Genomic DNA, 24,859 nt, shown 5'->3' on the forward strand with positions numbered 1-24,859 from the left:
TCAGGCGCGGCGCACGCAGCCTGCATAGAGCGTCGAGGTGTTCGGCCCGTCGGACAGGATGGCGTGCACCTCGAGATAGCCCTGCGACTGCAAGCAGCTGTTCATGGCGCCGACCATCTGGCGGTAGATGTTGGTTGCGTCCCCCGTGCGGGTGCCGCGGCGGATGCACAGATGACCCGAGGTGCAGGTCGTGGTCTGCGCGCGCTCCTGGGCAAAGACCCGGTTCAGATCGTTCCGATCACTGGTGCATTCCAGCGTCACCGCATCGGCCGAGGTCATGCGCAGGCGGATAAACCCGCCCGATGAGCGACAATTGGCATCCTGTGTGGCGTAGCAGGTGATCGCGCCGGTGCCGCAATTGTCGAGCGCGGCGGCTTCTCCCGGGCCGCTGCCGCCACTGCGGTTTTGGGCCAAGGCGGCGGGCGTCAGGCCCGGCAGCATGAACAGCGCAAGGGCAACGCATCGGGGCAGGGTCGAGAACAGAGACATGGGGCAGCTCCTTTTGGAATGATGCCCATGGGTCGTGCCACTTGCCTGCAGCGTTCAAACGGGCCGATCCGCTCAGCCGTTTCGCGCCTGCAGATCGCGCAGCACCGCCAGCCGGATCGCCGTGGCCAGACCGGTATCGCCGCGCGCGTCGTCGATCTCGGCGGCGAGTTCGTTGAAGCCCTTGTCCCGCCTGCGGGCCAGCGCGCGGAACGCGTCCCAGAACTCGGGCTCCAGCGAGACCGAGGTCCGGTGTCCGTGCAAGGTCAGCGAGTGCTTTTGCGGGCGGCTCATGCGCCGCGCAGCATCGGGAACCAGTCCTCGCGCAGCCGCTGGCCCGGCTGCATGTCATGGCCGGGGTAGGGCGGCGAGGTTCGGCCCGGGCGCTCGACATAGCGCGCATCGTCGCCCACCAGCCGCAGCGAAAACGCCCGGCGGCGGTTCTGGGTGGTGTTCCCGCGTGAGCCGTGAAGGGTCAGAAAGTTGAACGCCACGGCATCCCCCGGCTCCAGCGCCCATTCCAGCACCGTCATGCCCTCGGCATCGGGGTCGGGAACCGGCATATAGGCGTCTTCGTCCGGGTAGAAGCTGGTCTCGGCCAGCCAGCGCGTCGGCAGCACAGGCTTCGGCCACAGATGCGAGCCGGCAACGCAGCGCAGCGTGGCATCGGTCACCGGGTCGAGCGGCGACCAGAAGCTGACGGTCTGCTGACCCTCAACAAAGTAGTAAGGCCCATCCTGATGCCACGGCGTCGGTTTCGAGGTGCCCGGTTCCTTGACCAGCACATGGTCATGAAACATCTGCACCGATTGCGAGCGCATCAGCTGCGCGGCGACCGCGGCGACCGGCGAGTGGCGGATCGCGTCGGCGAATTCCGGGATACGTTCCCAGTTGCAGTAGTCGTCAAAAAACCGCCCGCCTTCGCCGGGCTTGAGGTTCTCGGCGGCATAGGGGCCCGGCTCGTCCATGTTGCGCGCGATCCCGGCGCGCAGGGGTTCGACCCAGTCGGCCCAGAGCCCACGAATAACGACCGCGCCGTCGCGCTGGTAGGCCTCGACATCGGCGTCGGTGACAAGCGGGTGGGACATGGCGCGGCTCCTGAGCGTTGGGTGAGGGCAGACTGAGCGAAGGGGCGAGGAGAAGTCAATCGCCTGCGACCTGCGCGCGGGTTCTGCGCTGGGGTAGGGTGCGCTTCAGCGCACCGGCGGCGGGTGCGCCGACTCACCTCTGCGCAGAGCTGGGATGCGGGCGGTGGCCGTCGCCATGTCGCCCTGACATCCGATAACCACCGCCGTTTCTGGCGGGTGATCTGGCGAGATTTCCGGCGCTCGGCGGCCGGGGGCAACCGATTCTTGCGCGACGGGCGTCAAAGCGCGCTCAAAGCCTCCGCCTGAAGAATCACACGTTTCCAGTGCGCTAACCGCAAAGACCCCCGCTGTTATCCGATAACACCCCCCGGTTATCGCCCCTCAGCCCGGTGATTTTGTCTGACCGCCCCGATCCGCCCCATGTTGGGTTCATCGGAAGCGCACCACCGGCCCACAGCGGCCAGCGCCCCCCGGGACCACTCAGACGAACGACCACACCACACCCATTCAACCGGCCGCAGCGCCACCCATTACCGGAGACCCCCATCATGTTCGCCAAGACCTTTAAAACCGTCGCCCTGATCGCCGTCATCGCCGCCACCGCAGCCCCCGCCCTTGCCACCGGCAGCCGCGTCCATGTCGAGCAATACGGCTGGAACAACCAGATCGGTGGCGGCCAGGGTGGCCGTGGCCAGCGCCTGACCGTGATCCAGAACGGCGGCGCCAACCTGTCGATCAACACCCAGGACGGTCGCCGCAACGAGGCCGCTGTCGGCCAGACCGGCTATTACAACTCGGTCGACACCGACCAGTATGGCCGCCGCAACGTCGCCGGCGTCAGCCAGATGGGCAACAACAACGACGCCACCGTCGGCCAGTACGGCAACCGCAACGTCGCCGCCGTCGTGCAGATCGGCAACGGCCATTCGACCTCGGTGCAGCAGCACGGCTCGAACAACGTCGCCGCCATCGTTCAGTACTGACCTCTCTCGCGGGGGGCAACGCGCCCCCGCATCCCGCCTTTTCGCCACAGGAGTTTCCCATGCGCCCTTTCAGCACCAACCACCGTGGCCCCGCCATTTTCCTGGGCCTGAGCCTCGCCGGCTTTGCCGCCGCCTGTTCCTCGGCTTCGGCCACCGCTGACACCGCCAATGGCCCGCTGCGCTGCGAGATCGCGCTCAGCGCCTTGCCCGGCGGCACCCAGATCGGCGGCACCGTGCTCTCGCCGACCCCGATCAGCGGCACCTACGAGATGGCGATCACCAGCCGCTCATCCGGCGGCCGCGCCACCATCCGCCAGTCGGGCGATTTCACCGCCCCGGCCCATGTTCGCACCCCGCTGGGCGAGACCGAGTTGACCGGCTCCCCCGCCAGCCACAGCGTCGATCTCGAAATCCGCGTCAACGGCCGCCGGCTCACCTGCGCCGATCCCAGTCTCTGACGCGGCCCCACCTCTGACACGACCCCGGTGGCCGGGCGACCCCCGGACCCTTTGGTTCGCGCCCGGCCACCGGATTTTGACGACCCCTGACGTTTCATCGACCGCTTTTCACGCCTCAGACTTTCCTCGCCCCCCTTTTTCACCCCTCCTCTGCCAAGGAACCCCGCCATGACCGCTTTCCTCCCCAAACTCGCCCTCGCCGCCGCCCTCGCCACCGCGCTGCCGCTCGCCACCCCGGCCGAGGCCGCAGGCTCGCTCTCGATCAACGTCGCCCCCTCGAACCAGCAGGAAGCCAACCTCTTGCGCCTCGGCCTCGCCGCCTATGCCTTGCACCGCGACGTCCGCGCCAACGGCCATGTCACCCAGCACGGCGTCAACAACGCCGCCGGTATCGCCCAGGGCTCCACCGATCAGGCGATCATCCATCAGGAAGGCGCGGGCCACACCGGCACGATCGCGCAACAGGGCGGCAACAACGCCTATGGCCTCTTCCAGTTCGGCCAGAACACCAACGCCGCCGTCGCCCAGAACGGCGGACAAACCGGCCTCACCCTGCAATTCGGCTGGTGAAGGCCAAACGTCAGACGATCAATTTTTCACCCCATGAAAGGACTTATCCCATGCCCCGCATTGCTTCCCTCTCGACCCTCGCCCTGATTGCCGTGGCCCTGACCGGCTCGATGGCCAGCGCCACCACGATCATCACCACCTCAAACACCACCCCGCTTGCCATGACCGCGATGGAAAGTGACGGGCTGGGCAGCGCCCGCGCCACGATGCGTCATACCCTGCGCCATCGCTCGGCCACTGGTGGCAACGTGACGATCATCAGCAGCACCGAGCCCGTCATCGTGACGCGACGCGAAGGTCTGTTCTCGGGCTTCTTTGCCTTCCTCAGCCCGTTGTTCGGGGGCTATCACCGCGACGCGCCGACGCATCATGCCGATGTTGAACCCCTTGTGGCGCATCGTGGTTCGGCCTTGATGCAAGCGGATACGCACGACGACCGCGCCAACAGCTTGATGAGTACGCTCACGCGGCGTCTGTCGCGCTGACCGCAGACTGAGTTGAAAGCGGGGCCCCTCGGGGCCTCGTTTTCATTGCAATAGCAATGATATTGACAGGCGGGCCTGATTCGTGGTTGATGGCCATAACGTTGCAAGTGCAATGAAATGGAGGAGCCCCGATGACCGCACCCGTCCTGAAGATCGACCAGATGCACCACGTCGCCTATCGTTGCCGCGATGCGAAAGAGACAGTGACCTGGTACACCCAAATGCTGAACATGGATTTCGTGCTGGCGATTGCCGAGGATCAGGTGCCCTCAACCCACGAACCCGATCCCTACATGCATATCTTCCTCGATGCCGGGATGGGCAATATTCTGGCGTTCTTCGAGCTGCCGACCAAGCCCGAGATGGGCCGCGATCCCAACACACCCGCCTGGGTGCAGCACATCGCGTTCAAGGTGAAAGACCGTGATACGTTGGTGGCGTTCAAGGCGCATCTCGAAGCGCAGGGCGTCGCGGTGCTGGGCGTGACCGACCACGCCATTTTCCATTCGATCTATTTCTTCGATCCCAACGGCCACCGGGTCGAACTGGCTTGCCCCGATCCTGAGGAAGAGGCGATGCTGGCGCGGCTGGATGCGGTGAAATGGGAGATGCTGGAAGAATGGTCGCGCACCAAACGCGCGCCGCAGCACGCGGCCTGGATGCACGCCAAGGAATTGGGCAAAGAATCAGTCTGACGTCACGCGCCTGTCGCACAGGGCGTGCAGTCTTCCGGTGATTTCAGCACCTAATTGTCTCGGCTCAAAAGGGGAGTAAGCCATGCGCTTGCTCCCCTTCTTTTAAGCGCGCAGCGGCCGTAGCAGAGTCAGCGCAAAGGGGCAGGCATGAGACTTTCTCACATCAGCCTGACGGCGCGCGATGCTGACGCCCTCGCCGCATTCTATCGCCGGGTTTTCGGCTGCACCGAACTGCGGGCGCGGCGGCGTCTGAGAGGCGCGGTGGTCTGGCGCGGGAACGGGTTGCCGGGAACCGCAATCGACTCGCTCTGGCTGGGCCTGCCGGGGGCAGCAGGGGTATTTCTGGAGATCCTGGAATACAGCGAGACTCAGCATGGTGTTGCCCCTGCAGTCAACTCGCCCGGCTATGGCCATCTGTCCTTTGTGGTCGAGGATCTTGAGGCGACGATGGCCGCGATTCTTGCGGCGGGCGGGCAGACGCAGGGCGAGATTACCAATTTCGGCAGCGCTGCGGCCCCGTTCCTGATCGTCTATGTGCGCGACCCCGAGGGCAATGTGATCGAGTTGGAACAGCCTGACTGACCCTTAGTCAGCCACACGCCACCGCTCTTCCAGCACCTCGATCGCCCGTACCCGATCGACCGTCTTGGGGTGCGAGGCAAGCCAGACCGGCGGCGCACCGCGCATGCCGGCCAGCCCCTCGAGCCGCGACAGCAGCGCCTTTTGCGGTTCGGTGCCGATCCCGGCCTTGGTCAGCAGGGCGGCGGCGTATTCGTCGGCCTCGTATTCGTCCTTGCGGCTGAGCCCTGCGGCGAGCATCGACACCAGCGCGTTGGCGATCCAGATGCCGACCCCCGGCAAGAGCCGACCCAGAACAGCCGCCAGCGCCACGCGCACCGCGTTCTGGCCGGAAAAGTCGATCATCCGCCGCCGTGTATGCCCCAGCGCCACATGGCCCAACTCATGGGCGATGACCGAGGCCAGTTCTTCGGCGCTGACCTCTCCGGCGCGGTAGCGGTCCAGAAACCCGCGGGTCAGAAAGATCCGGCCATCGGGGGCGGCAAGGCCGTTGATCGTAGGAATTTCATAGACATACACGCTGATCTTTTGCAGCCCCAAGGCCCGCGCCATGCGGTCCGTCAGCGTTTTCAACCCCGCGTCGGCCAGCGGGGTCGAGTTGCTGTCCAGCTCACGCGCCGTCCGCCAGGCAGAGAAATGCCAGTAGACCAGACCGTAAGCGAGGGCGAGCAGAAGGGGGGCGAGGCGCAGCATCCCTGAGATATGGACGTCCGCGCCGCGCGTGACAAGGTCAGGCGGTCAGTCCCGCCAGATGCGAGGCACAGCCGAGCAGGGCGGCATAGTCATCCTCGACCATTGCGACCGGGAAGGATTGCACCAGCGATGAAAAGCGCCCCATCTCGGAATAGGCCGCGCCCATGCCCAGATCGGCCAGATGCGGCGACATGGCGCGCGCCACGCTGCCGATCAGGAAGATGCCGCCGAACGGCAGATGCACCAGCGCCAGCGTTGCCAGCGTCCGGCCCATGATCGACGCGTAGAGCGCGCCGGTTTCGCGCGCCCGCGGATCGCCGGCGGCGATCGCGGCAGTCAGGTGCGCGCCGGACAGGTCCTGCCCGCTCACCCAGCGGTGCAGCGCTTCCAGCCCGCGCCCGCAGAGCACTTCCTCGACCGTGGCGATACCGTGCAGCGCGGCCAGATGCCGCGCCAGCGCCTCTTCGCGCTCGCCGTGGCGGGGCAGGTGGATATGCCCGCATTCCGAGGCCGCCACCTGCGTCCCGCTGCTGAAATGGTAGACCGGTGCCGCGTTGAACCCGGTTCCGGCCCCCACAACCAGTTGCGTGCCACCGTCAATGGCCGGGCCGGTCGGCAAGAGCTGACGCACATGGCGCGGGTCCAGCGATCTGAGCGCATAGCCCTGCGCCTGAAGATCGTTCAGGATCGCCACCCGGTGGGTGCCGCCCACGTCGGCCAGATCCTCGGCGGTGATCGTCCAGTCCAGATTGGTCATCTGCGCCACGCCGTCACGGACCGGCCCGGCGACGGCGACGCAGACACCCGCGCAGTCGGTGGTCGCCGTCTCACGCAGGTATTGCTGCAAGATTTCGGTCAGCGAGCCGCGTCCCTTGTTGGGAAACTTGCGGATCGAACCCTGCCGTGGCACGCCGCCATCGGCCAGCGCGACGCGGGTGTTGGTGCCGCCGATATCGGCCACCAGATCGGGGGCAGGGGTATAGGGCCAGGATTTGAGCGGTCTGTCGGGCATAGGGCTCTCGTGCTTACCTCACCTTCATAGCGACAAGTGCGGCGCGGCTCCACGCCCTTTCAACACCCCAGCGCGACTCCCTGTCCTCTTGCGCCGGGATGGCTGCGGGCGTTCAGTGCATTACCGCCGCAGGAGGCCGATGATGTCCGACAAACCGCGCCACTTTCCGCCGCCACCGCCGTTGGTGCAAAAGACCCCCGGGCTTTGGCGTCGCACGCCGCCTGCGATCTTTCCCCCCTGATGGGGCTTCTCGGGCTGGGTCTGGCCTGGCGGGTGATTGCGCTGCAGCCGGGGCTGATGCCGCTGCAGCCGGTAGGCGAGGCTGTCTTGGGCGCGGTGCTGCTGCTGACGCTGTTTTCGCTGGTGGCGTGGCTCTCCAAACCGCTGCGCCGCCCGGGCGTTGTGATCGACGAGATCGCCGTCCTGCCGGGCCGCGCCGGGCTCGTCGCTCTGGTGCTGTCGGTGGTTCTGGCAGCCTCGGCGCTGCGGCCCTATGCCCCCGGACCGGCGCTGGGGTTGGCTCTGGGCGGGCTTGTCGCCCTCGCAGCCTTGGGCGCGCTGATCGGCTACAGGCTGCTCACCGGGCCGCAAGAGGGCCGCTCCGTGAACCCTGTCTTCCACCTCACCTATGTCGGCTACATCCTTGCGCCGCAAACGCTGATCCCGCTGGGCTACACCGGGCTTTCCAACGCGATACTCTGGGTCACGATGCCGATTGCGCTGGTGATCTGGCTTGCCAGCCTGCGTCAGCTCCTCACCCGCATTCCGCCCGCGCCGCTACGCCCGCTGATGGCGATCCATGTATCGCCCGCCGCACTGCTTGCATCGGTCAGTGTCCTGCTCGGCTACCCGCTGCTCGGCGCCGCTTTCGCGCTTCTGGCTCTGGCGCTGCTGGCCAGCCTCGCCGCCTCTGTCCGCTGGCTGCTGGCCTCGGGCTTCTCGCCGATGTGGGGTGCATTGACCTTTCCGCTGGCCGCCACCTCGACCGCGGCGATCCTCGCTCTGGGCACCCCCGGCCTGTGGATCGGCGCAGTGCTCCTTCTCGCCGCCACCGCCCTCAACCCCTGGGTCGCCTTCCGCATCTTCAAGAGCTGGGCCAAAGGCGACCTCGCCGCGAAAACCAACGCCGCAACCGCCTGATCATTTTCTGTCGGGAAATATCCACGGGAGGAGTCCAGAGGAGGGGGCGTGCCCCCTCCTCTGGCGGGGGAGCGCGAGGGGCGAGCAGCCCCTCGCACCCCGCTCACCGAAAGTGCTTGGCCAGCTTCAGCCCCTGGCCTTGATAGTTCGACGCAATCCCCGCGCCATAGAGCAGGTCCGGCACCTCGGCCATCCGCTCGTAGACCAGCCGCCCGACGATCTGCCCGTGCTCCAGCACGAAAGGCGCTTCATGGCAGCGCACCTCCAGCACCCCGCGCGCGCCGACACCACCCGCCGCCGCATGGCCGAAACCGGGGTCGAAGAACCCGGCGTAATGCACGCGGAACTCGCCAACCATCGCCAGATAGGGCGCCATTTCAGCGGCATAGCCGGGGGATGCACACGGCCTCGCGGCTCACCAGAATATAGAAGGCACCCGGATCGAGGATCAGCTGGCCATTGCTGGCGTGCAGCTCTTCCCAGAAATCCGCCGGATCATAGGCGCCGATCTTGTCCAGATCGATCACGCCCGCATGGGGCTTGGCGCGGTAGCCCAGCAGATCGCCCGACGCAGGCTTCAGATCGACCGAAAAGCCCAGACCTTGCGAAATCACCGCCGTGCCTGAAACCAGCGGCACCTCGGCATTCAGCGCGATCAGTTCGGCGTCCGACAGCACCGCCTGACCTTGCCGCAGGCGCAGCTGGTTCAGCCGCATGCCGGGCCGCACCAGCACCGAGAACGAGCGCGGGCAGATCTCGGCATAGAGCTTGCCGGTATAGCCTTGCGGCACACGGTCGAATTCCACGCCCTCATCGGTGATCACGCGCACCAGCAGGTCCAGCCGTCCGGTCGAGCTTTTGGCGTTGGTGACGGCGCTCAGGCCCGCAGGCAGGGCCAGCTGCTCCCTCAGTTCGACGACATAGACGCAGCCCTTTTCCAGCACCATGCCGGTGCCCAGATCGAACCGGTGCATCTCGAATTCTGCCAGCCGTTCCGCGACCTTGCGGCCCTTGCCGGGCAGGAACGAGGCGCGCAGGCGCACGGCAGTCGCACCAAGCCTGAGGTCCAGACTGGCAGGCTGCACCTGTTCGGGCAGCACGGCGGGCGTGGCGTGAATGACGCCTTGCTCGATCAGGGAACGCAGTGTCTGTGAGGGGATCACGCCGGGCAGATCGGTCATCTCGCCTCCTGAGTTAAGCAAACGGCCCGCAGCCAAAAAGACTGCGGGCCGTGCATGAAGTGGTCGGGCTGGCGAGATTCGAACTCACGACCTTCCGTCCCCCAGACGGACGCGCTAACCAAGCTGCGCCACAGCCCGACGAGGTGCCTTCTACCGCTTTTCACGCCGGGGGCAAGCGCCAAAATGCGCCATCCGGTGCGAAAGTCGGCCAAGGCGTTCCGACTCACCAGCGACCGGCGCCCGAGGCTTCGGACATACGCTCCAGCAGGCCGTCGATCCGACGCGCCAGCAGCTCGGCATGGTCGCGGTTCGGGCCCAGACCATTGCGCGCCAGCGACCGCAGACGACGCGCGATAAGCGCGCGCTCGGACGGTTCCATGATCTCGGCAAGCTCGGCGGTCGAGCCGGTGTCCTCAGGCACGTCAGGCTGCTGCGCACGCGCTGCTACGGGCTCGGGGTGAGGATCAGCCACGCCGGGCGCGTCATCCTCAGGCTGGGCGGCTGCGGGGGCAGCCGTTTGGGCAGTTTCCGGCTCATCCCACGGTGCCTCGGGGAGCGCGACTTCCGGTTCCTCGACCTGAGCGGGCTCAGCCGGGGGTGAGGCGGCGACAAAAGGCAAGACCACAGACGGCTCTGAGTCAAGGTCAGCGGGGGGCGAGCGCCGGTTCGGGCGCGGTCCAGCTGCCCGCCGACTCGGCATTTTCTTCGGCTTCCTCATCCGGCAGAGCGCCGACAGCGGCGTCGTCCGTCTCGCTCGCGCTGTCCTCGAGCGACTCGTCATAGGCGTCGTCTTCCGGGGCCGAGGCAAGACTCGGCAGGGGCATGCCCAGCCCGGCGACATGCTTGACGCCTTGCTCTTGCAGCACACGCTGCACGCCGCGAATGGTCATGCCCTGATCTTGCAACAGCACCTTGATACCGTTGATCAGCGCAACATCATCGGGCCGGTAATACCGGCGCCCCCCGGCGCGTTTGACCGGTCTGATCTGATAGAATTTGCTTTCCCAGAACCGCAGCACATGGGCCGGGGTTTCAAGGATTTCAGCCACTTCGCTAATGGTGCGAAAGGCCTCGGGCGCCTTTTTCATGCGTTACGCCTTGTTGCGCAGATTCCCGCGCGACACGCGTTCCTTCATCAGATGCGACGGACGGAACGACAGAACACGACGGGGGCTGATGGGCACCTCTTCGCCGGTCTTGGGATTGCGGCCCAGTCGCTCGGACTTGGCGCGCACGCTGAAGGTTCCGAAAGAGGAAATCTTGACCTGTTCGCCCTCAACCAGGGCGTCGGACATGTATTGAATCACGGATTCGACAAGCGCCGCAGATTCGTTCCGCGAGAGGCCAACCTCCCGGAAAACGGCTTCGCTCAGATCCATCCGCGTCAGAGTCTTCTCGCTCATGTCAAACTCCCACTGTTCACACGCCGTGTGTCAGAAGATGCGGCAAGGAAATTCTGCTGTCAACACCGGGGTTTGCGCTGCGTTGTTTGCATGGGCTGCGAAGGTCGCCCCGTAGGCGCTTACCAGCGCAAAACAACCGAGCCCCACGCCAGCCCGCCGCCAATCGCTTCGGTCACGATCAGGTCACCCTGTTTGAGCTTGCCCTGATCCGCGCCGACTGACAGCGCCAGCGGGATCGAGGCCGCCGAGGTATTGCCGTGGTCCTGAACGGTGACGATGACATTGTCCATCGACAGGCCCATTTTCTTGGCCGTGCCCTGAATGATGCGGATATTGGCCTGATGCGGCACGATCCAGTCAACCTGAGCCGAGGTGAGACCGGCGCGTTCCAGCGCGGTTTCCGCCGTCGACGTCAGTTTCTCAACCGCTTGACGAAACAGCGGGTTGCCCTGCATGCGCAGCTTGCCCGAGGTGCCGGTCGAGGACACGCCACCGTCGACGTAGAGCATCTCGCGGAAGCGACCGTCCGAGTTCAGATCCGCCGACAGGATACCGCGATCCGAGGTCTCGCCGGTGCCCGGCTGCCCCTCAAGGATCAGCGCACCGGCGCCGTCACCGAACAGCACGCAGGTCGAGCGGTCGGTCCAGTCCATGATCCGGCTGAACGTTTCTGCGCCGATCACCATGATCCGTTTGGCCTGACCGGCGACGATCAGCGCGTTGGCATTGGCCAGCGCAAAGACGAAACCGGCGCAAACGGCCTGCACGTCAAAGCCGAACGCCCGGTTCGCGCCGATTTCGGCCTGAACCATCGTGGCGACAGAGGGGAAGGTCAGATCGGGCGTCGAGGTCGCAACCAGAATCGCGTCCAGATCGTCAGCCTCGATCCCGGCATTGGCCAGGGCGGACCGGGCGGCGTTGATCGCCAGATGCGAGGTGAACTCGCCCTCAGCCGCGAAATGACGCCGCTCGATTCCCGACCGGCTGACGATCCAGTCATCCGATGTATCCAGCGTCGCCGCAAATTCTGCATTCGGCACCACGCGTTCGGGCAGGTAGTGACCATAGCCGATCACCACGGCGCGCGTGACGGTCTTCTGTGTCATGCCGTGTCTCCGTTGGGCTCTGCAGCTTGGGACGATTGCGCCGCAATCACAAGCCGTTCGGCCATCCGACCCCGATAACCGGACTGTGCCAGCTTGGCAGCCAGTCCGATCGCGGCAGCGATGCCGGTGGCATCCGCCGAGCCGTGCGATTTGACCACGGTGCCGTTCAGCCCCAGAAACACACCACCATTGACCCGGCGCGGATCAATGCGGGTGCTCAACCGTTTGAGAGCACCGCGGGCGAGCAGGGCACCCAGCATGGCCAGCGGGCCGGATTTGAACGATTCGCGCAGGAAATCGCCGACCAGCTTGGCCGTGCCTTCACCGGTTTTCAGCGCGATATTGCCGGTAAAGCCGTCGGTGACGATCACGTCGACGCGGTCCGAGGGAATGTCGGACCCTTCGACGAAGCCAACGTATTCATAGCGGCCGGTTTCCTGATGCCGCGCGATGAGTTCATGCGCGGCTTTGATCTCGGCCCGGCCCTTGTGTTCTTCGGTGCCCACATTGAGCAGGCCGACACGCGGGCGCGGTTCGCCAAAACCATTGCGGAAATAGGTCACGCCCATGATCGCATAGGCAAGAAGGTCCACCGCCTCGGCCTTAATGTCCGCGCCGACATCGAGCATGGTGTTGAACCCATGCCGACCCCGCGCCGGCCACAGACAGGCGATGGCAGGGCGGTTTACCCCGTCCATCCGGCGCAGCTGCAACATCGACACGGCCATCAGCGCCCCGGTATTGCCGCAGCTGACAGCTGCCGAGGCCTCGCCGGATTTCAGCGCGGTGATGGCGGACCACATCGACGTGTCCTTGCCATGACGCATGACATGGCTGGGCTTGTCATCCATGGTCACGGCGCGGTCGGCATGAACTACGGACAAGCGGCCCGCGAGCGCGGGCTCGCGGGCTACGAGCGGCTCAAGAGCCGCCTTGTCGCCATGCAGAATGATATCGACACGCGGGTCGGATTGCACCGAAAGGGCGCATCCCGCAACCACGGCCGCCGGTCCACGATCCCCGCCCATGGCGTCAACCGATATGACCAGACGGTCCGTAGAGGACGTTGCCGAGCTTTGCCCGGCGTGCAGATGTTCCTGCTCGGAAGCCATCATTGCGCCGCCGGACTTATCAATCAGGCCGCGTCGTCGTCCAGGTCGACCTCGGCGCGCGCGATAACCTCGCGGCTGTCGTAGTGGCCGCAGGACGGGCACACATGGTGCGGGCGCTTCAGCTCACCGCAGCTCGGGCATTCATTCGGGTTCCCGGCAACCAGAGCATCGTGCGAACGACGCATGTTACGACGGGAACGGGTCACGCGGTTCTGTTGAACGGCCATGTCAACCTCTGATATTTCGGCGGGAACGACAAAGCGGCCCGTTTAGGTGGAAACTTCTGTGCGATGCGCCTTTACACCGCCTGAGCGGCAGGGGAAAGACCCACCCTGCATGAAGCGCGGAACATAGAAGGTTTTTGCCAGCGCGCAAGGGGGGATTTGGCTTATTCGGGATCCCGTTTTAGCGCAGCCAGTGCGGCAAAGGGATTGGGACGGATGTCTTCCATTTCAGCGACAGCCGAGTCGGGGACTTCGGCACCGTCTGCGCGCGGATAGTCGGGCAGAGCCAGGGCCAGCGCCTCAACCATGATGGCACCCGGGTCGATCACCGGACCCAGCGGTTCGAGCGAGTCGTCCTCGGGGATCTCGTATTCCGCGCCGGTCGGTTCGGGCATGTCGCGCACGAAGTGGCGTGAGACCGGGGTGTCGATCCGCGTCGAGACCGGCTCGGCCGAGACGACGCAGGCCTGCACGACCGTGGCGCCCAGCGTGCCCTCAAGCAGCCAGTCATTGCGGCCATCTGCGCGCAAACTGCCCTGAAAGCTCAGCTTGCGGATCTTGAGGATGCCCAGTTCCTGCGCCAGGGCTGCGCGGACCTCGGGTGTGGGGGTCAGGCGAAAGCTCAGACCGCCGCGGGCCGAAAGATCGCTTACCCGCAACGGCATTGCCGCCGCGTCGGTTTCGCGGACCGGGCCTTGCCCGGATGCGGTCTCGGGTGTGCTCTGTGTCATACTGTGGCCTCCTGCCTGTCTGGCTGCCTGTCTGGCCGCGCGCGCCGCACAATCGTGCGAGCATGGCGGGGTCGGATGTTCCTTCCTTGAACACCGCCCGTGCTTTTAGTAATCCAAAGGCGGTGCAGGGTTCCAGACCTTGTCGTGATGCCGCCCAGCCGATTGGCGGCGCGAACAGGCAAATCAGCCACAATGCAAGCCAGGAGACGGGCATGATGGATCGCGCGAACCAGACGGGCAAGAGCCTTGGACGTTGGGCTTTGGTGCCGGTGATGGCTGTGTTCGTCGCGGCGTGCTCGCCGATGATGGAATATCATGGCTACGCACCGACCGACACCGATCTGGCCGAAGTCACCATTGGTCAGGATACCCGCGAAACCGTTGCGCAAAAGGTCGGTCAGCCCGGCATGGGCGGCGTGATGGAAGGGTCTGGCTGGTTCTACGTGCAGTCCGACTGGCGTCGTCGCGGCTGGCGTGCGCCCGAGGAAACTGACCGCCAGGTCGTGGCGATCAGCTTCGATCTGCGTGATCGGGTCAGCAATATCGAGCGTTTCGGTCTGGAAGACGGCGAAGTCATCAGCCTGTCGCGTCGCGTCACCGATTCCGGCCCGCGGCCCGGCGTTCTCAGCCAGGTGTTCCGCGTGCTGGGTCAGTTCTCGGCCGCCTCGCTCGGCGGCTGAGATCATTCTTCCGGTTTGAAGTCGAGCGCCACGCCGTTGATGCAGTAGCGCAGACCCGTGGGTTGCGGGCCATCGGGGAACACATGCCCCAGATGCGCCTCGCAGCGCGCGCAATGCACCTCGGTGCGGCGCATGAAGAAGCTGCGATCCTCGTGCGTTTCGACCTCGGCATCGTCGGCCGGGGCCCAGAAACTGGGCCAACCCGAACCCGAATCAAATTTCTTCGCGGTGTCGAACAACGGCGCCCCGCAGCACACACAGGTGAACAGACCCGGTTCCTTGGGAAAGTCTTCGTGGGTGAAGGCGCGCTCGGTCCCGTGCTTGCGCGTGACCTTGTAGGCCAGGGGCGAAAGCTGGGCCTGCCATTCGGCGTCTGATTTGGTTACCTTGTCGGTCATCGTGTACCTCTGCTGATCGTCCCAAAGTTAGGAGCTTGCCGCCCCATGTCCAGCCCCCAGCACCGCCCTGAACACTCGATGGTGTTCGGTGCACCGATCTCGGCGGGCGCTTTGCAGGTCCGGCTGGCGGACGCACAGGACATGCCCGCGCTGCTGGACCTGCGCGCGCGGGCGTTCCGGCGCGGGGCGCAGGACGTCGACAGCTATGACGCGGACAGCCTGCATCTGTGGGTAGGTGCGCCCGGTGGCGCGCCGCGCGCAACGTTGCGCCTGCGTCGGCATGGCGACGCAGGCGCGCTTCTGAGCGGGTATGTCGCACAACACTATGACCTACACGCGCTGGCGGCAAAGGGCGGCGAATCGCTGGAACTGGGGCGGCTGTGCACCGAGCCGGGGGCAGGGGACGCCGATCTGCTGCGCCTGCTCTGGGCCGGGGTGGCGCGGCTGGCGTTGCAGACGGGGGCGGCGCGGCTGGTCGGTTGCACGTCATTTCATACCACCGAGGCAGCGACGCTGGATCCGGCATGGGCGTTGCTGGCGTCGCGCAATCTTGGGCCTGCGGACACGCGCCCGGGGCGAATCGCACCGGAACTGCGCGGCTTTGAAGCGGCAACCACCCCGGCCGAGCCGGGTGCGGCGGCCCTGTTGCCGCCGTTGCTGCGCGCATATCTGGCGTTGGGCGGCTGGGTGTCGGATCACGCGGTCATCGACCGTGATCTGGGAACCTGTCATGTCTTTACCTGCGTCGAGATCGACCGCCTGCCCGAAGGCCGCAAGCGGGCGCTGGCCCAGATGGCAGGAACCGCGTTACCCTGACGTCTCATTCCTCTTGCGCCATGCGCCGGGACGCGGTAATGGGCGCGCACTTCACAGGTGGGGCAGGGCCTTTGCGGGGAGACATCCCGTGACGGTCCACCGGTTGGGCGCATGCCCTGAATGTCCCACCCTAGGCGCAAACCGGAAAAGGAAAACGATATGGCGCTTCCCGATTTCTCCATGCGTCAGCTGCTTGAAGCTGGCGTTCACTATGGTCACCAAACCCAGCGCTGGAACCCGCGCATGGGGCCGTATATCTATGGCGACCGCAACGGCATTCACATCGTCGATCTGACGCAAACCGTCCCGATGCTGGACCAGGCGCTCAAGGTCATCCGCGAGACCGTCGCCAAGGGCGGCCGCGTGCTGTTCGTCGGCACCAAGCGTCAGGCTTCCAAGCAGGTCGCTGAAGCCGCTGAAAAATGCGCTCAGTACTACATGAACCACCGCTGGCTGGGTGGCACGCTGACCAACTGGAAAACCGTTTCCCAGTCGATCCAGCGCCTCAAGCAGATCGATGAAGTCATGGAGCGCGGCGCTGCCGGCCTGACCAAAAAAGAGCGCCTGCAGATGGAGCGCGAGCAGACCAAACTGCAAGCCTCGCTCGGTGGGATCCGCGAAATGGGCGGTCTGCCGGACCTGCTGTTCGTGATCGACGTGAACAAAGAAGACCTGGCCATCCTGGAAGCCCGCAAACTGGGTATCCCGGTTGTCGCCGTTGTCGACACCAACTGCTCGCCCGATGGCGTTGATTACGTCATCCCCGGCAACGACGACGCAGCGCGCGCCATCGCTCTCTACTGTGATCTGGTCGCCCGTGCGGCTCTCGACGGCATGTCGGCGCAACTGGGTGCCGCTGGTGTCGACCTTGGCGAGCTGGAAGAAGCTCCTGCCGAGGAAACGATCGCCGAGAACGCCGAGGCCTGATCCAGCGCTGCCCATTTAGGGACGCGACTGACACAGGTTTGACATCGGGCAGGGGCAACCCTGCCCGCATCCCAATCAAGGAGTTTGACCCATGGCGATTACCGCTGCGATGGTGAAGGAACTGCGCGAGACGACTGGCGCTGGCATGATGGACGCCAAGAAGGCTCTGGTCGAGAACGACGGCAACATGGAAGCCTCGATCGACTGGCTGCGCACCAAAGGCCTGGCCAAGGCCGCCAAGAAATCCGACCGTGTTGCCGCTGAAGGCCTGATCGGCGTTGCCGTCGACGGTGGCCGTGGCGTGGCGATCGAGATCAACTCGGAAACCGACTTCGTTGCCAAGAACGAAGACTTCCAGCAACTGGTCCGCGACGTTGCCCGCATCGCCCTGCAAACCGGCGAGTCGGTCGAGGTGGTCAAGGCTGCCGATCTGAACGGCGACACCGTCGAGAACGTCATCAACGGTACCATCGCGCGTATCGGCGAAAACATGACCTTCCGCCGCATGCACCTGCTCGAAGGCACGACCGTTGTGTCCTATGTGCACAACGCAGCTGCCGAAGGCATGGGCAAAATCGGTGTGCTGGTCGCGCTGAACGGCCCGGCTGACAAGGCACAGGAAATCGGCAAGCAGTTCGCGATGCACATCGCTGCAACCGCACCGCTGTCGCTGTCCGAAGCCACCATGGACGCCACCGTCGCCGAACGCGAGCTGCAGGTGCAGACCGCCAAGGCGCTGGAAGAAAACGCAACGGCCGACAAGCCGAAGCCCGATCAGGTGATCCATAACAACATCATCCCGGGCCGCATGAAGCGATTCCTGGCGGAAAACACGCTGTTGGGCCAGGCCTTCGTGATCAATCCCGACCTGACGGTCGAGCAGGCCGCGAAAGAGGCTGGCGTCGAGATCACCGGCTTTGCGCGCGTCGCCGTTGGCGAAGGCGTCGAGAAGAAGGAAGAGGATTTCGCCGCCGAGGTTGCCAAGACCCTCGCTGGCTGAGCCAACATCCATTGTCACATCCAAAGGGGCGGCGCATCAAGCGCCGCCCCTTTTTCGTTGCTCCGGTCCCGGCGGTCGGGCGTCTTTTGTTCGCGATCTCGCGACAGCGCAGCGTGTGGCGGTATCGCTAACGGCGAAAAGCCGCCATTGATCAAGGGAGAGAGTAAGAGGTTATAGTCTCAACAATGGGTCATAATTATCTGATAATAAATAATAATACTCGATCCGGCGATTCTCCGCTCGTCTCGACCCGCGCCATAAAGGCGCTTAATTGTGCGCATTTTTCCTGTGCCGCTCGACATTCCCTGAAAATTCAGACAGCAATTCTCATATGGAAATAAAATGAAGCGGACGAGTGGCATGGAGCACCAAGCGATCAGTCAAACGTCGGGCAGGGCGCCTCTCTCGGACAGTGGAACCAAACCACGCGCCTTGCCGGGAATTGCAACGTTCCTGACGGCGATTCTGACCGCAACTGACCGCGAGATCCTCTGGTCGCTTCTCTGCCGCTTCTTTGCCGACCTCGGTTTTGATCACGTGATCTACGGCTATTCACCGGATCTGCGCGGCCCGGTCATGTCGGCACCCGACGAATACGTCGTTTTATCAACGCTGGCCGATGACGTTATCACCACGCTGATTGAAAAGCAGTATTACCGGATGAATGCCAGCTTTGGCTGGGCGCTGGAGAATGCGGGAATTGCCAGCTGGTCCATGACGGAACAAGAATCGGGGATTGCGCTTGAACGTCAAGTAACCGATGAGGCGCTTGGTTTTTTCGAGCGCAACAATTTGAGTGTCGGTTGCACAATCGGTTTTCCCCAAGAACGCACGCGCGGGCGGGCGGTGATGGGTTTGGCTGCGCGGCGGGGGATCAGTCAGGTCAAGGTCGACGCGCAGCTCGAGGTTAATCGTGACGTGATCTTCACCGCGGCTTCGGTGGCGCATCTGTGCCTTGTCAGCCTGCCGTATCACATCCCGGGCCGCCGCCTTACGGTGCGACAACGTGAGGTTCTGGAATGGGTTGGCAACGGGAAGACAACGGCCGATATCGCGCAGATCATGGGCATCACGCCGCCGACAGTCGAAAAGCACCTGCGGCTTGCGCGCGAGACGTTGGGTGTCGAAACCACAGCTCATGCGTTGATAAAAGCTGCATTTCTGAATCAGGTTTTCCTGCCAGTCCGTTTGCCCGCTGAAAGGAATGGGATCGTTACGCCGCTTCGCCGCTGACGCGCGGCAAGACGTGACTTCTTGATGAAATTTCGTAAAATTGCGTGGCTGCAAGGTATGGTTTAACATACTGCCACAAACTCTGAATCAAACGTATAAATATGTTATTAACGAGTGATCGAACAGCAAGCTCCTGATCCATCCAACCGGGATTGGGGGTCTTTCTCTGCGCGTTCGAAGGGCGTGTTTCTTGCCGTATCTCTACCCAACCCGATGCAGCAAGGATTTCCGGTGCGGTCGCTGCCGCACCGGATTTCTATGCTCTCCAAGACCCTGGGGCTCAGGCCAGCTGCGCGCCCGTCGCCCGTTCCGCGGCCTCGCGGATGGCGCGGATATTGGCACCGTACGGGGCGGGGTTCGCCACCGATCCACCTTTGAACACCGCCGAGCCAGCGACCAGCACATCGGCACCGGCAGCGGCAACCAGCGGCGCGGTTTGCGGCGTTACGCCACCGTCGATCTCGATATGGATGGGGCGGTCACCGATCATCGCCCGCAGGGCGCGGACTTTTGCCGTCATGTCGATAAAGCTCTGCCCGCCAAAACCGGGATTGACCGTCATCACGCAAACCAGATCCGTCAGATCCAGCAGATGCGCCACCGCGTCTGCCGGTGTGCCGGGGTTGAGCGCAACACCAGCCTTTTTTCCTGTCGCGCGAATGGCTTGCAGGGTGCGGTGAATATGCGGCCCGGCTTCGACATGGGCGGTGATGATATCCGCGCCCGCGGTCGCAAAGGCCTCGATATACGGATCAACCGGCGCGATCATCAGATGCACGTCCATCACGGTCTTCACATGTTTGCGAAAGGCGGCGACGGCGGGCGGGCCAAAGGTCAGGTTGGGCACAAAATGCCCGTCCATCACGTCAACATGCACCCAGTCTGCGCCTTGCGCTTCGATGGCTTGAATCTCGCGGCCGAAATCCGCGAAGTCGGCGCTGAGAATCGAAGGAGCGATCTTGATCTGATGAGAAAAAGTCATGTCGCGCGGGGTCCGTCTATGGCAGGGTTTTCGCCTCTGGCCCTAAGCCATCGCTCGGCTTGCGTCCACCAATATTGGAGATCTCGGCGTGTTTGAGACGCTCACCTTTGTCATTGCCCTGTTCGCAGCCGGGTTGGTGTGGCTGGCGCTGCAACGCCTGCGCAGGCTGAGCGATCGGGTTGCGCAGCTTGAGGCGCACCTGGGGCAGGGTGGCGAGCAGCCAACGGCGCCACCGGCCTCCAAAGCACCGTGGCGCCCTGTTCCAGCCGCGAAGGCCCCGACGCCGACGGTCGAAACCGTGCCGAAGCGGGATTTTGCCGCGCCACTGAATTCGTTTGCCGCGTGGATGCGCGCCAACTGGATCTATCCCGTGGCCGGCCTCGCGCTGGTGATGGCCGGGATCTATCTGGTGCAATATTCCATTGACAAAGGTCTGTTGTCCCCCAAGGCCCGCATCGGTTTGACGCTGGCGTCGGGGGCAGCGCTGATACTTGCCGCTGAGGGCCTGCGCCGCCGCTGGGGCGCGCGTGCGCATCAAGTTCCCGCGACGCTGGCAGGGGGCGGTATCGCCGCGCTGCTGGCGGGCGTGCTGGCCGCGCATCACCTGTATGATCTGCTGAGCCCCGAGGCTACGCTGATCGCGCTGTGCCTGATCTCGGCGCTCTCGATGGCGCTGGGTTGGATGCATGGTCCGATACTGGCCGCGATGGGCGTTCTGGCCGGGGCGGCGGCGCCGTTCCTGCTGGGCGAAGGGGCGCGCCGCGCCCGATCCTTTATGGCTATTTCGCGCTCATCGCCACCATGGGGCTGGCCATCGACGGGTTGCGGCGCTGGGGGTGGATCTCGGCACTGGCCGTGGTTGCGCCGCTGGCCGGAGGCGTGCTTATTCATGCGGCAAACGCCCCTGCGGACGGGTTGGCGCTGCTCACGCTCTTTGTGGTGTTTCTGGCACTGGCGCTTCCCGGCGGCGCGCTGATCCCGCGCGCAACGGGGCCGATGGTACAACAGTGGCGCAAAGCGCGCCCGAAACCTGAGGTTCTGGTCGCCGCGCTGGCTGTTGTCGTCGGGGCAGGGATCATCGTGACCCGGATCAAGGCCCCCGAAGGCATCCTCGCCGCAGGGGCACTGGCGCTGCTGGTGCCGCTCTGGACCCGGCGCGCCCCGGCGCTCGACAGCCTGTCGCTGGTCGCCGCTCTGACGCTGCCGTTGGTCGTGGCCAGCAGTCTGACAACGACGCCGCTGCTGCTGGCTTTCGTGCTCAACGCCTATGGATGGCTGCCGCAAACAGCTGTTGCCTTCGCCGCGCTGGCCGGGCTGGCGATGGTCGCACGCAGCGACGCTGCCGAAGCGCCGCGCCGGACATTGTGGGCGCTGCTGGCCGTCGCAACACCCGGCGCGACGGCTATTGCGGTCGAACTGTTCTGGCAGCCGCAAACCTTGCTGGGCTTTGGCTGGCCCGCGACAATCATGGCGCTGGCCGCCGGGTTGACGGCGCTGACACTGTGGTTTGCGCGCCGTGATGACGGGCAGGGCGGCCGTCTGGGCGTTGCCGGGGCAGCGGCCATCACGATGATCGCACTGGCGCTGATGTTGGTGCTGAGTGCGGCGGCGCTGACTGTCGCTCTGGCTGTTCTGATGGTCGCCAGCGCCGCGATGGACCGGCGCTTCAAGATCCCCAGTCTGGGCTGGGTGCTGGGTCTGGGCGCGATGACGATGGGCTGGCGGTTGGTCGTCGATCCGGGGCTGCAACCGTTGATGACGGGCAGCTACGACGCCGTCGACACCGGCCTTACACTGCTGGCGGTTCTGGCGGGGCCTCTGGTTTCAGTGGCGCTGATCCGCGCGATGCCAGCCCATGCCGCGCGCGATTGGGGCCGGATCATCTGCGAAACGGCACTGTCGGGGATCATTCCGATCGTCGTGACCGTGCTGCTGGCACGGATGTTTTCCAACATCACCGACCACGCGACGCTTGGCATTCAAACCGCGACCCTGATTGCGCTGAGCCGGGTGCAGCTTTTGCGGGCACAGCGTTTGCAGGGTAGTGTGGCGATGACCCGTGTGCGCAAACTCCTGGCGCTGTTGCTGGCCTTGGCTGCGGCTGCGTGGAGTGTCGTGCTCTGTACGCTGGTGTCGCCATTGCTTGGCGGCGGCTTGTTCGGCAACGATTTTGTGGTCGGCTGGCCGATCCTGAATGACCTGATGCTGGCCTATGGTCTGCCGGCGCTGATGGTGTGGATCGCGGCACGGCATGGAACCGGACGGCTGGCTAAGGCGGGGCGTGTCATTGCGGTACTTCTGGGCGCGGTCTGGTGCGGCCATATGATCCGCCATCTGTGGCAAGGCGCCAGCGGCATGCAACTGCGGCACGGCTTTGCCCAGGGCGAGATTTATGCCTATACCGTCGCGCTGCTCGTTGCCGGCGCTGTCGTCATGGCGATGGCGCTGTACCATGGCCGCGTGCAGTATCGCCGGCTGGGACTTGTGCTGATCGCTCTTGCCGCGGCCAAAGCCTTCTTGATTGATGCAGCGGGACTGAGCGGATTGATGCGCGCAGGGGCCTTTCTGGGGCTGGGCTTGTCACTGGCCGGTTTGGCGTGGCTCAACGCCTGGATCAGCGCTCGAATGGATGGGCGCGATGCTGCTGAGGGGCCGGAATGATCGGGGCATGCATTAGTCCAATAATCTGTATTATGTAATATATGGACACTTGCAGGCCGAGGTTGTGGCAAGGAAACTGCCATAAATACAAAGCTTTGCCGGAAGATGCTGAGACGCGCTGAAAATACGGCGACTGGCGCTACCGTGGCAACACAAGGACTCGGTCGATCTTGTTGGTTAATTTAGTTTCGAATTCTTTATACGATCGTAATCTGTTTGGACTGTAATTGCCCCAAGCTGTATAATGGCTTGCAAGATATGCCCCGGCAGGAGTTGGTCGGCATGATACACAGCAAAGCCCCTGCGCCGGATAAGTCCGCGCCGGTGGCGTTTTCCGGTGAGTTGGCCGATGCGCGGACGATCCTTGTGGTCGACGCGCAGCAAGCGATGAGTGTCCTCACACCAAACCCGCGACGGCAGAGCGTCATTCTGACGCGCAAATCGATGCTTGGTCACAAGATGCTTGCCTCGGTCCGCCCGGACGTCATCATCGGACCGCTGATGACCCAGGATTGGGACATCGTCGATCTGGCGTTGATGCTTGAGGCACTCGGGTATCGCGGTGACCTTTTTGCGGTCACCAAACCCTTGCCCCGTGCGGAACTGGTGCTGCGCGAGGTCAGCGCAGTCTGCACGCACCTGCGCGTGCGACTGCTGGAACTGCCCTGACTTAAGCGCCGCGCGGAAAGCGCTGGCCATCCTCCAGCACATTCAGGTCCATGTGGTTGCGCATGTAGCGTTCGGCAGCATTGCGGTAAGGCTGATAGTCCCAATCGGTGTACGTGCCTTGGCGCAACGCCTCATACACCACCCAACGGCGTGCCTGGCTGGCGCGAACTTCAGCATCGAAGTCCTTGAGATTCCAGCGCGTTTTGGCCATGGCGCGCAATCTCTCCAGCACCGGCGCATAGGCCGGATCCGTGGCAAGATTGTCGCGTTCGCCCGGATCGCTGTCCAGATTGAACAGCAGTTCCGGGTCCGCTGCACAGGCGATGTATTTCCACGGCCCGTCCACCAGTCCGACCATCGGTGCCACGGTGCCCTCGGCGGCATATTCCATCGGCACCGGCCCCCGTCCGCCAGTGCCATTCATCAGCGGCAACAGGCTTTCACCATCTGTCCAGGGTGCAATCTTCGCCATGTCGATGCCCGCCAGATCACACAGGGTCGGCAGCATATCCAGCGTCGAGACCGGCTGATCCACGCGCCCTGCCCCCAGACCCGGCGCCGCGATATAGAACGGTACCCGGCCCGAGTTCTCGTAGAAGTTCATCTTGAACCACAGCCCCCGGTCGCCCAGCATCTCGCCATGGTCGGACAGGAAAACGATCACCGCCTCCTGTTGCGTGCGTTCAAGCACATCAAGGATCTCGCCGATTTTATCGTCGATATAGGAAATATTTGCGAAATATCCGCGTCTTGCGCGGCGAACTTGTTCTTCGCTCGCCTCGAAGTTCTGGTAATCGAAGCTCTCCAGCAGGCGCTTGCCATGGGCATCCTGCTCCTCCCATGCCAGCCCCTCGGGCGGGTTCAGTTCGGCGCAGCCCTCATACAGATCCCAGTATTTCCGCCGTGCCACAAACGGGTCATGCGGGTGCGTGAAACTGGCCGTCAGGCACCATGGCCGCGCATCATGGCCGCGCGCCAGATCGAACAGCTTCTGACAGGTCAGATGGGCCACGTCATCGTCGTATTCCATCTGGTTGGTGATCTCGGCAACCCCCGCGCCGGTCACCGATCCGAGGTTGTGATACCACCAGTCGATCCGCTCGCCGGGCTTGCGGTAGTCCGGGGTCCAGCCAAAATCGGCGGGGTAGATATCCGTGGTCAGACGCTCCTCAAACCCGTGCAGCTGGTCCGGCCCGACGAAATGCATCTTTCCCGACAGCGTGGTCTGATACCCGGCGCTGCGCAGATGATGGGTGAAGCACGGGATGTCTGAGGCAAAGGGGGCCGCGTTGTCATAAACCCCGGTCCGGCGGGGCAATTGCCCGGCCATGACACTGGCGCGCGCCGGCGAGCACAGCGGGCTGGGGCAATAGGCCCGGGTAAAGCGCTGCGATCGCGCGGCCAGCCGCCTGAGGTTCGGTGCGTGCAAGAACGCCGCAGGGCCATCCGCCATCAGCGTACCGGTCAGCTGGTCGACCATCAGGATCAGGATGTTGGGGGTGCTCATCACGGGCCTTTATTCAAGAGGTTGCGCGGTGATGTTGACC

The 24,859-nt window shown here is 64.3% G+C and carries 30 protein-coding genes, 1 tRNA gene and 1 pseudogene; 15 read left to right on the forward strand and 17 right to left on the reverse strand.

Annotated elements, in window-relative coordinates:
• The 3 genes from OKW52_RS13415 to OKW52_RS13425 form a co-directional block, all read right to left on the reverse strand.
• Complete coding sequence (locus OKW52_RS13415) at nucleotides 1-489, reverse strand: hypothetical protein (protein WP_264506169.1); 489 nt, start codon at nucleotides 487-489, stop codon at nucleotides 1-3.
• Nucleotides 490-561: 72 nt separating this feature from the next.
• The gene (locus OKW52_RS13420; protein WP_264506170.1) at nucleotides 562-780 is read right to left on the reverse strand and encodes a ribbon-helix-helix domain-containing protein; all 219 of its coding nucleotides are present in this window, start codon (nucleotides 778-780) and stop codon (nucleotides 562-564) included.
• Nucleotides 777-1,574: a phytanoyl-CoA dioxygenase family protein gene (locus tag OKW52_RS13425; RefSeq protein ID WP_264506171.1), complete on the reverse strand. Its 798-nt coding sequence runs from the start codon at nucleotides 1,572-1,574 to the stop codon at nucleotides 777-779. Before OKW52_RS13425 ends, OKW52_RS13420 begins: the two co-directional genes overlap by 4 nt.
• A gap of 548 nt (nucleotides 1,575-2,122) precedes the next feature.
• Here OKW52_RS13425 and OKW52_RS13430 point away from each other — a divergent pair.
• The 6 genes from OKW52_RS13430 to OKW52_RS13455 all read left to right on the forward strand — a co-directional run bounded on the left by OKW52_RS13430 (nucleotide 2,123) and on the right by OKW52_RS13455 (nucleotide 5,347).
• A complete protein-coding gene (locus OKW52_RS13430; protein ID WP_264506172.1) occupies nucleotides 2,123-2,557 on the forward strand; it encodes a hypothetical protein in 435 nt (144 codons plus the stop codon).
• 59 nt (nucleotides 2,558-2,616) lie between these two features.
• Nucleotides 2,617-3,015: a curli-like amyloid fiber formation chaperone CsgH gene (csgH, locus tag OKW52_RS13435; protein WP_264506173.1), complete on the forward strand. Its 399-nt coding sequence runs from the start codon at nucleotides 2,617-2,619 to the stop codon at nucleotides 3,013-3,015.
• Nucleotides 3,016-3,183: 168 nt separating this feature from the next.
• Nucleotides 3,184-3,585: a hypothetical protein gene (locus tag OKW52_RS13440; protein ID WP_264506174.1), complete on the forward strand. Its 402-nt coding sequence runs from the start codon at nucleotides 3,184-3,186 to the stop codon at nucleotides 3,583-3,585.
• 50 nt (nucleotides 3,586-3,635) lie between these two features.
• Nucleotides 3,636-4,070, forward strand: coding sequence for a hypothetical protein (locus OKW52_RS13445; RefSeq protein WP_264506175.1), 435 nt, complete (start codon nucleotides 3,636-3,638; stop codon nucleotides 4,068-4,070).
• Nucleotides 4,071-4,216: 146 nt separating this feature from the next.
• On the forward strand, nucleotides 4,217-4,765 hold the full coding sequence (locus tag OKW52_RS13450) for a VOC family protein (RefSeq protein ID WP_264507704.1): 549 nt from the start codon (nucleotides 4,217-4,219) through the stop codon (nucleotides 4,763-4,765).
• A gap of 147 nt (nucleotides 4,766-4,912) precedes the next feature.
• Complete coding sequence (locus OKW52_RS13455) at nucleotides 4,913-5,347, forward strand: VOC family protein (protein WP_264506176.1); 435 nt, start codon at nucleotides 4,913-4,915, stop codon at nucleotides 5,345-5,347.
• Nucleotides 5,348-5,350: 3 nt separating this feature from the next.
• Here the strand turns inward: OKW52_RS13455 and OKW52_RS13460 are convergent, their stop codons facing one another.
• Both OKW52_RS13460 and OKW52_RS13465 read right to left on the reverse strand, forming a co-directional pair.
• Nucleotides 5,351-6,037, reverse strand: a complete 687-nt coding sequence (locus OKW52_RS13460) for a M48 family metallopeptidase (protein WP_264506177.1) — start codon at nucleotides 6,035-6,037, stop codon at nucleotides 5,351-5,353.
• A 37-nt stretch (nucleotides 6,038-6,074) separates the two neighbouring features.
• A complete protein-coding gene (locus tag OKW52_RS13465) occupies nucleotides 6,075-7,049 on the reverse strand; it encodes a glucokinase (protein ID WP_264506178.1) in 975 nt (324 codons plus the stop codon).
• Nucleotides 7,050-7,253: 204 nt separating this feature from the next.
• Between OKW52_RS13465 and OKW52_RS13470 the strand changes: the two genes are divergently transcribed.
• On the forward strand, nucleotides 7,254-8,189 hold the full coding sequence (locus tag OKW52_RS13470) for an SLAC1 family transporter (RefSeq protein WP_264506179.1): 936 nt from the start codon (nucleotides 7,254-7,256) through the stop codon (nucleotides 8,187-8,189).
• 103 nt (nucleotides 8,190-8,292) lie between these two features.
• Here the strand turns inward: OKW52_RS13470 and OKW52_RS13475 are convergent.
• The 9 genes and pseudogenes from OKW52_RS13475 to OKW52_RS13515 form a co-directional block, all read right to left on the reverse strand.
• Nucleotides 8,293-9,361, reverse strand: a pseudogene (locus OKW52_RS13475) (2'-deoxycytidine 5'-triphosphate deaminase).
• A gap of 69 nt (nucleotides 9,362-9,430) precedes the next feature.
• A tRNA-Pro gene (locus tag OKW52_RS13480) sits at nucleotides 9,431-9,508 on the reverse strand.
• Between the two features lie 85 nt (nucleotides 9,509-9,593).
• Nucleotides 9,594-9,995, reverse strand: a complete 402-nt coding sequence (locus tag OKW52_RS13485) for a hypothetical protein (protein WP_264506180.1) — start codon at nucleotides 9,993-9,995, stop codon at nucleotides 9,594-9,596.
• A 19-nt stretch (nucleotides 9,996-10,014) separates the two neighbouring features.
• Nucleotides 10,015-10,458: a MerR family transcriptional regulator gene (locus OKW52_RS13490; protein ID WP_264506181.1), complete on the reverse strand. Its 444-nt coding sequence runs from the start codon at nucleotides 10,456-10,458 to the stop codon at nucleotides 10,015-10,017.
• Between the two features lie 3 nt (nucleotides 10,459-10,461).
• A complete protein-coding gene (gene ihfA, locus OKW52_RS13495) occupies nucleotides 10,462-10,773 on the reverse strand; it encodes an integration host factor subunit alpha (protein WP_127109640.1) in 312 nt (103 codons plus the stop codon).
• Nucleotides 10,774-10,892: 119 nt separating this feature from the next.
• A complete protein-coding gene (locus OKW52_RS13500) occupies nucleotides 10,893-11,879 on the reverse strand; it encodes a beta-ketoacyl-ACP synthase III (RefSeq protein ID WP_264506182.1) in 987 nt (328 codons plus the stop codon).
• The gene (gene plsX / locus OKW52_RS13505; protein ID WP_264507705.1) at nucleotides 11,876-12,991 is read right to left on the reverse strand and encodes a phosphate acyltransferase PlsX; all 1,116 of its coding nucleotides are present in this window, start codon (nucleotides 12,989-12,991) and stop codon (nucleotides 11,876-11,878) included. Before plsX ends, OKW52_RS13500 begins: the two co-directional genes overlap by 4 nt.
• A 23-nt stretch (nucleotides 12,992-13,014) precedes the next feature.
• A complete protein-coding gene (rpmF, locus tag OKW52_RS13510; protein WP_127109644.1) occupies nucleotides 13,015-13,218 on the reverse strand; it encodes a 50S ribosomal protein L32 in 204 nt (67 codons plus the stop codon).
• Between the two features lie 161 nt (nucleotides 13,219-13,379).
• Nucleotides 13,380-13,946 (reverse strand): YceD family protein, encoded by a 567-nt coding sequence (locus OKW52_RS13515; protein WP_264506183.1) that lies wholly within the window; start codon nucleotides 13,944-13,946, stop codon nucleotides 13,380-13,382.
• 212 nt (nucleotides 13,947-14,158) lie between these two features.
• Between OKW52_RS13515 and OKW52_RS13520 the strand changes: the two genes are divergently transcribed.
• Nucleotides 14,159-14,626 (forward strand): outer membrane protein assembly factor BamE, encoded by a 468-nt coding sequence (locus tag OKW52_RS13520; protein WP_264506184.1) that lies wholly within the window; start codon nucleotides 14,159-14,161, stop codon nucleotides 14,624-14,626.
• A gap of 2 nt (nucleotides 14,627-14,628) precedes the next feature.
• Here OKW52_RS13520 and msrB read toward each other — a convergent pair whose 3' ends face one another.
• The gene (gene msrB / locus OKW52_RS13525) at nucleotides 14,629-15,024 is read right to left on the reverse strand and encodes a peptide-methionine (R)-S-oxide reductase MsrB (RefSeq protein ID WP_127109647.1); all 396 of its coding nucleotides are present in this window, start codon (nucleotides 15,022-15,024) and stop codon (nucleotides 14,629-14,631) included.
• 45 nt (nucleotides 15,025-15,069) lie between these two features.
• On the opposite strand from msrB, the gene OKW52_RS13530 reads away from it, so the two are divergent.
• From OKW52_RS13530 to OKW52_RS13545, 4 genes are all read left to right on the forward strand, one after another.
• On the forward strand, nucleotides 15,070-15,840 hold the full coding sequence (locus OKW52_RS13530) for a GNAT family N-acetyltransferase (RefSeq protein WP_264506185.1): 771 nt from the start codon (nucleotides 15,070-15,072) through the stop codon (nucleotides 15,838-15,840).
• Between the two features lie 159 nt (nucleotides 15,841-15,999).
• A complete protein-coding gene (rpsB, locus tag OKW52_RS13535) occupies nucleotides 16,000-16,767 on the forward strand; it encodes a 30S ribosomal protein S2 (RefSeq protein ID WP_127109651.1) in 768 nt (255 codons plus the stop codon).
• A gap of 91 nt (nucleotides 16,768-16,858) precedes the next feature.
• On the forward strand, nucleotides 16,859-17,767 hold the full coding sequence (tsf, locus tag OKW52_RS13540) for a translation elongation factor Ts (RefSeq protein ID WP_264506186.1): 909 nt from the start codon (nucleotides 16,859-16,861) through the stop codon (nucleotides 17,765-17,767).
• Nucleotides 17,768-18,127: 360 nt separating this feature from the next.
• Nucleotides 18,128-19,000, forward strand: a complete 873-nt coding sequence (locus OKW52_RS13545; protein WP_264506187.1) for a helix-turn-helix transcriptional regulator — start codon at nucleotides 18,128-18,130, stop codon at nucleotides 18,998-19,000.
• Between the two features lie 280 nt (nucleotides 19,001-19,280).
• Here the strand turns inward: OKW52_RS13545 and rpe are convergent, their stop codons facing one another.
• A complete protein-coding gene (gene rpe, locus OKW52_RS13550; RefSeq protein ID WP_264506188.1) occupies nucleotides 19,281-19,982 on the reverse strand; it encodes a ribulose-phosphate 3-epimerase in 702 nt (233 codons plus the stop codon).
• Between the two features lie 88 nt (nucleotides 19,983-20,070).
• Between rpe and OKW52_RS13555 the strand changes: the two genes are divergently transcribed.
• The 3 genes from OKW52_RS13555 (at nucleotide 20,071) to OKW52_RS13565 (ending at nucleotide 23,312) form a co-directional block, all read left to right on the forward strand.
• The gene (locus tag OKW52_RS13555) at nucleotides 20,071-20,958 is read left to right on the forward strand and encodes a DUF2339 domain-containing protein (protein ID WP_264506189.1); all 888 of its coding nucleotides are present in this window, start codon (nucleotides 20,071-20,073) and stop codon (nucleotides 20,956-20,958) included.
• A 20-nt stretch (nucleotides 20,959-20,978) separates the two neighbouring features.
• Nucleotides 20,979-22,643: a DUF2339 domain-containing protein gene (locus OKW52_RS13560; protein WP_264507706.1), complete on the forward strand. Its 1,665-nt coding sequence runs from the start codon at nucleotides 20,979-20,981 to the stop codon at nucleotides 22,641-22,643.
• A 282-nt stretch (nucleotides 22,644-22,925) separates the two neighbouring features.
• Complete coding sequence (locus OKW52_RS13565) at nucleotides 22,926-23,312, forward strand: hypothetical protein (protein WP_264506190.1); 387 nt, start codon at nucleotides 22,926-22,928, stop codon at nucleotides 23,310-23,312.
• Between the two features lies 1 nt (nucleotide 23,313).
• Here the strand turns inward: OKW52_RS13565 and betC are convergent, their stop codons facing one another.
• Nucleotides 23,314-24,819 carry a choline-sulfatase gene (betC, locus tag OKW52_RS13570; protein WP_264506191.1) on the reverse strand — a complete coding sequence of 502 codons (1,506 nt, stop codon included), beginning with the start codon at nucleotides 24,817-24,819 and terminating at the stop codon, nucleotides 23,314-23,316.
• Nucleotides 24,820-24,859 lie beyond the last annotated feature (40 nt).

The sequence above is a fragment of the Pararhodobacter zhoushanensis genome (assembly GCF_025949695.1).
GTDB lineage: Bacteria > Pseudomonadota > Alphaproteobacteria > Rhodobacterales > Rhodobacteraceae > Pararhodobacter > Pararhodobacter zhoushanensis_A.

Excerpts from the sequence above, each read along its gene's own strand:
- tsf (WP_264506186.1), top strand. The coding sequence starts at position 16,859 with ATGGCGATTACCGCTGCGATGGTGAAGGAACTGCGCGAGACGACTGGC.
- OKW52_RS13460 (WP_264506177.1), bottom strand. The coding sequence starts at position 6,037 with ATGCTGCGCCTCGCCCCCCTTCTGCTCGCCCTCGCTTACGGTCTGGTC.
- rpsB (WP_127109651.1), top strand. The coding sequence starts at position 16,000 with ATGGCGCTTCCCGATTTCTCCATGCGTCAGCTGCTTGAAGCTGGCGTT.
- OKW52_RS13425 (WP_264506171.1), bottom strand. The coding sequence starts at position 1,574 with ATGTCCCACCCGCTTGTCACCGACGCCGATGTCGAGGCCTACCAGCGC.
- OKW52_RS13565 (WP_264506190.1), top strand. The coding sequence starts at position 22,926 with ATGATACACAGCAAAGCCCCTGCGCCGGATAAGTCCGCGCCGGTGGCG.
- OKW52_RS13530 (WP_264506185.1), top strand. The coding sequence starts at position 15,070 with ATGTCCAGCCCCCAGCACCGCCCTGAACACTCGATGGTGTTCGGTGCA.
- csgH (WP_264506173.1), top strand. The coding sequence starts at position 2,617 with ATGCGCCCTTTCAGCACCAACCACCGTGGCCCCGCCATTTTCCTGGGC.
- OKW52_RS13430 (WP_264506172.1), top strand. The coding sequence starts at position 2,123 with ATGTTCGCCAAGACCTTTAAAACCGTCGCCCTGATCGCCGTCATCGCC.
- OKW52_RS13455 (WP_264506176.1), top strand. The coding sequence starts at position 4,913 with ATGAGACTTTCTCACATCAGCCTGACGGCGCGCGATGCTGACGCCCTC.
- OKW52_RS13560 (WP_264507706.1), top strand. The coding sequence starts at position 20,979 with ATGGTACAACAGTGGCGCAAAGCGCGCCCGAAACCTGAGGTTCTGGTC.
- OKW52_RS13420 (WP_264506170.1), bottom strand. The coding sequence starts at position 780 with ATGAGCCGCCCGCAAAAGCACTCGCTGACCTTGCACGGACACCGGACC.
- ihfA (WP_127109640.1), bottom strand. The coding sequence starts at position 10,773 with ATGAGCGAGAAGACTCTGACGCGGATGGATCTGAGCGAAGCCGTTTTC.
- OKW52_RS13445 (WP_264506175.1), top strand. The coding sequence starts at position 3,636 with ATGCCCCGCATTGCTTCCCTCTCGACCCTCGCCCTGATTGCCGTGGCC.
- OKW52_RS13490 (WP_264506181.1), bottom strand. The coding sequence starts at position 10,458 with ATGAAAAAGGCGCCCGAGGCCTTTCGCACCATTAGCGAAGTGGCTGAA.
- OKW52_RS13545 (WP_264506187.1), top strand. The coding sequence starts at position 18,128 with ATGGAGCACCAAGCGATCAGTCAAACGTCGGGCAGGGCGCCTCTCTCG.
- OKW52_RS13415 (WP_264506169.1), bottom strand. The coding sequence starts at position 489 with ATGTCTCTGTTCTCGACCCTGCCCCGATGCGTTGCCCTTGCGCTGTTC.
- rpe (WP_264506188.1), bottom strand. The coding sequence starts at position 19,982 with ATGACTTTTTCTCATCAGATCAAGATCGCTCCTTCGATTCTCAGCGCC.
- plsX (WP_264507705.1), bottom strand. The coding sequence starts at position 12,991 with ATGGCTTCCGAGCAGGAACATCTGCACGCCGGGCAAAGCTCGGCAACG.
- OKW52_RS13520 (WP_264506184.1), top strand. The coding sequence starts at position 14,159 with ATGATGGATCGCGCGAACCAGACGGGCAAGAGCCTTGGACGTTGGGCT.
- rpmF (WP_127109644.1), bottom strand. The coding sequence starts at position 13,218 with ATGGCCGTTCAACAGAACCGCGTGACCCGTTCCCGTCGTAACATGCGT.
- OKW52_RS13440 (WP_264506174.1), top strand. The coding sequence starts at position 3,184 with ATGACCGCTTTCCTCCCCAAACTCGCCCTCGCCGCCGCCCTCGCCACC.
- betC (WP_264506191.1), bottom strand. The coding sequence starts at position 24,819 with ATGAGCACCCCCAACATCCTGATCCTGATGGTCGACCAGCTGACCGGT.
- OKW52_RS13500 (WP_264506182.1), bottom strand. The coding sequence starts at position 11,879 with ATGACACAGAAGACCGTCACGCGCGCCGTGGTGATCGGCTATGGTCAC.
- OKW52_RS13465 (WP_264506178.1), bottom strand. The coding sequence starts at position 7,049 with ATGCCCGACAGACCGCTCAAATCCTGGCCCTATACCCCTGCCCCCGAT.
- OKW52_RS13515 (WP_264506183.1), bottom strand. The coding sequence starts at position 13,946 with ATGACACAGAGCACACCCGAGACCGCATCCGGGCAAGGCCCGGTCCGC.
- msrB (WP_127109647.1), bottom strand. The coding sequence starts at position 15,024 with ATGACCGACAAGGTAACCAAATCAGACGCCGAATGGCAGGCCCAGCTT.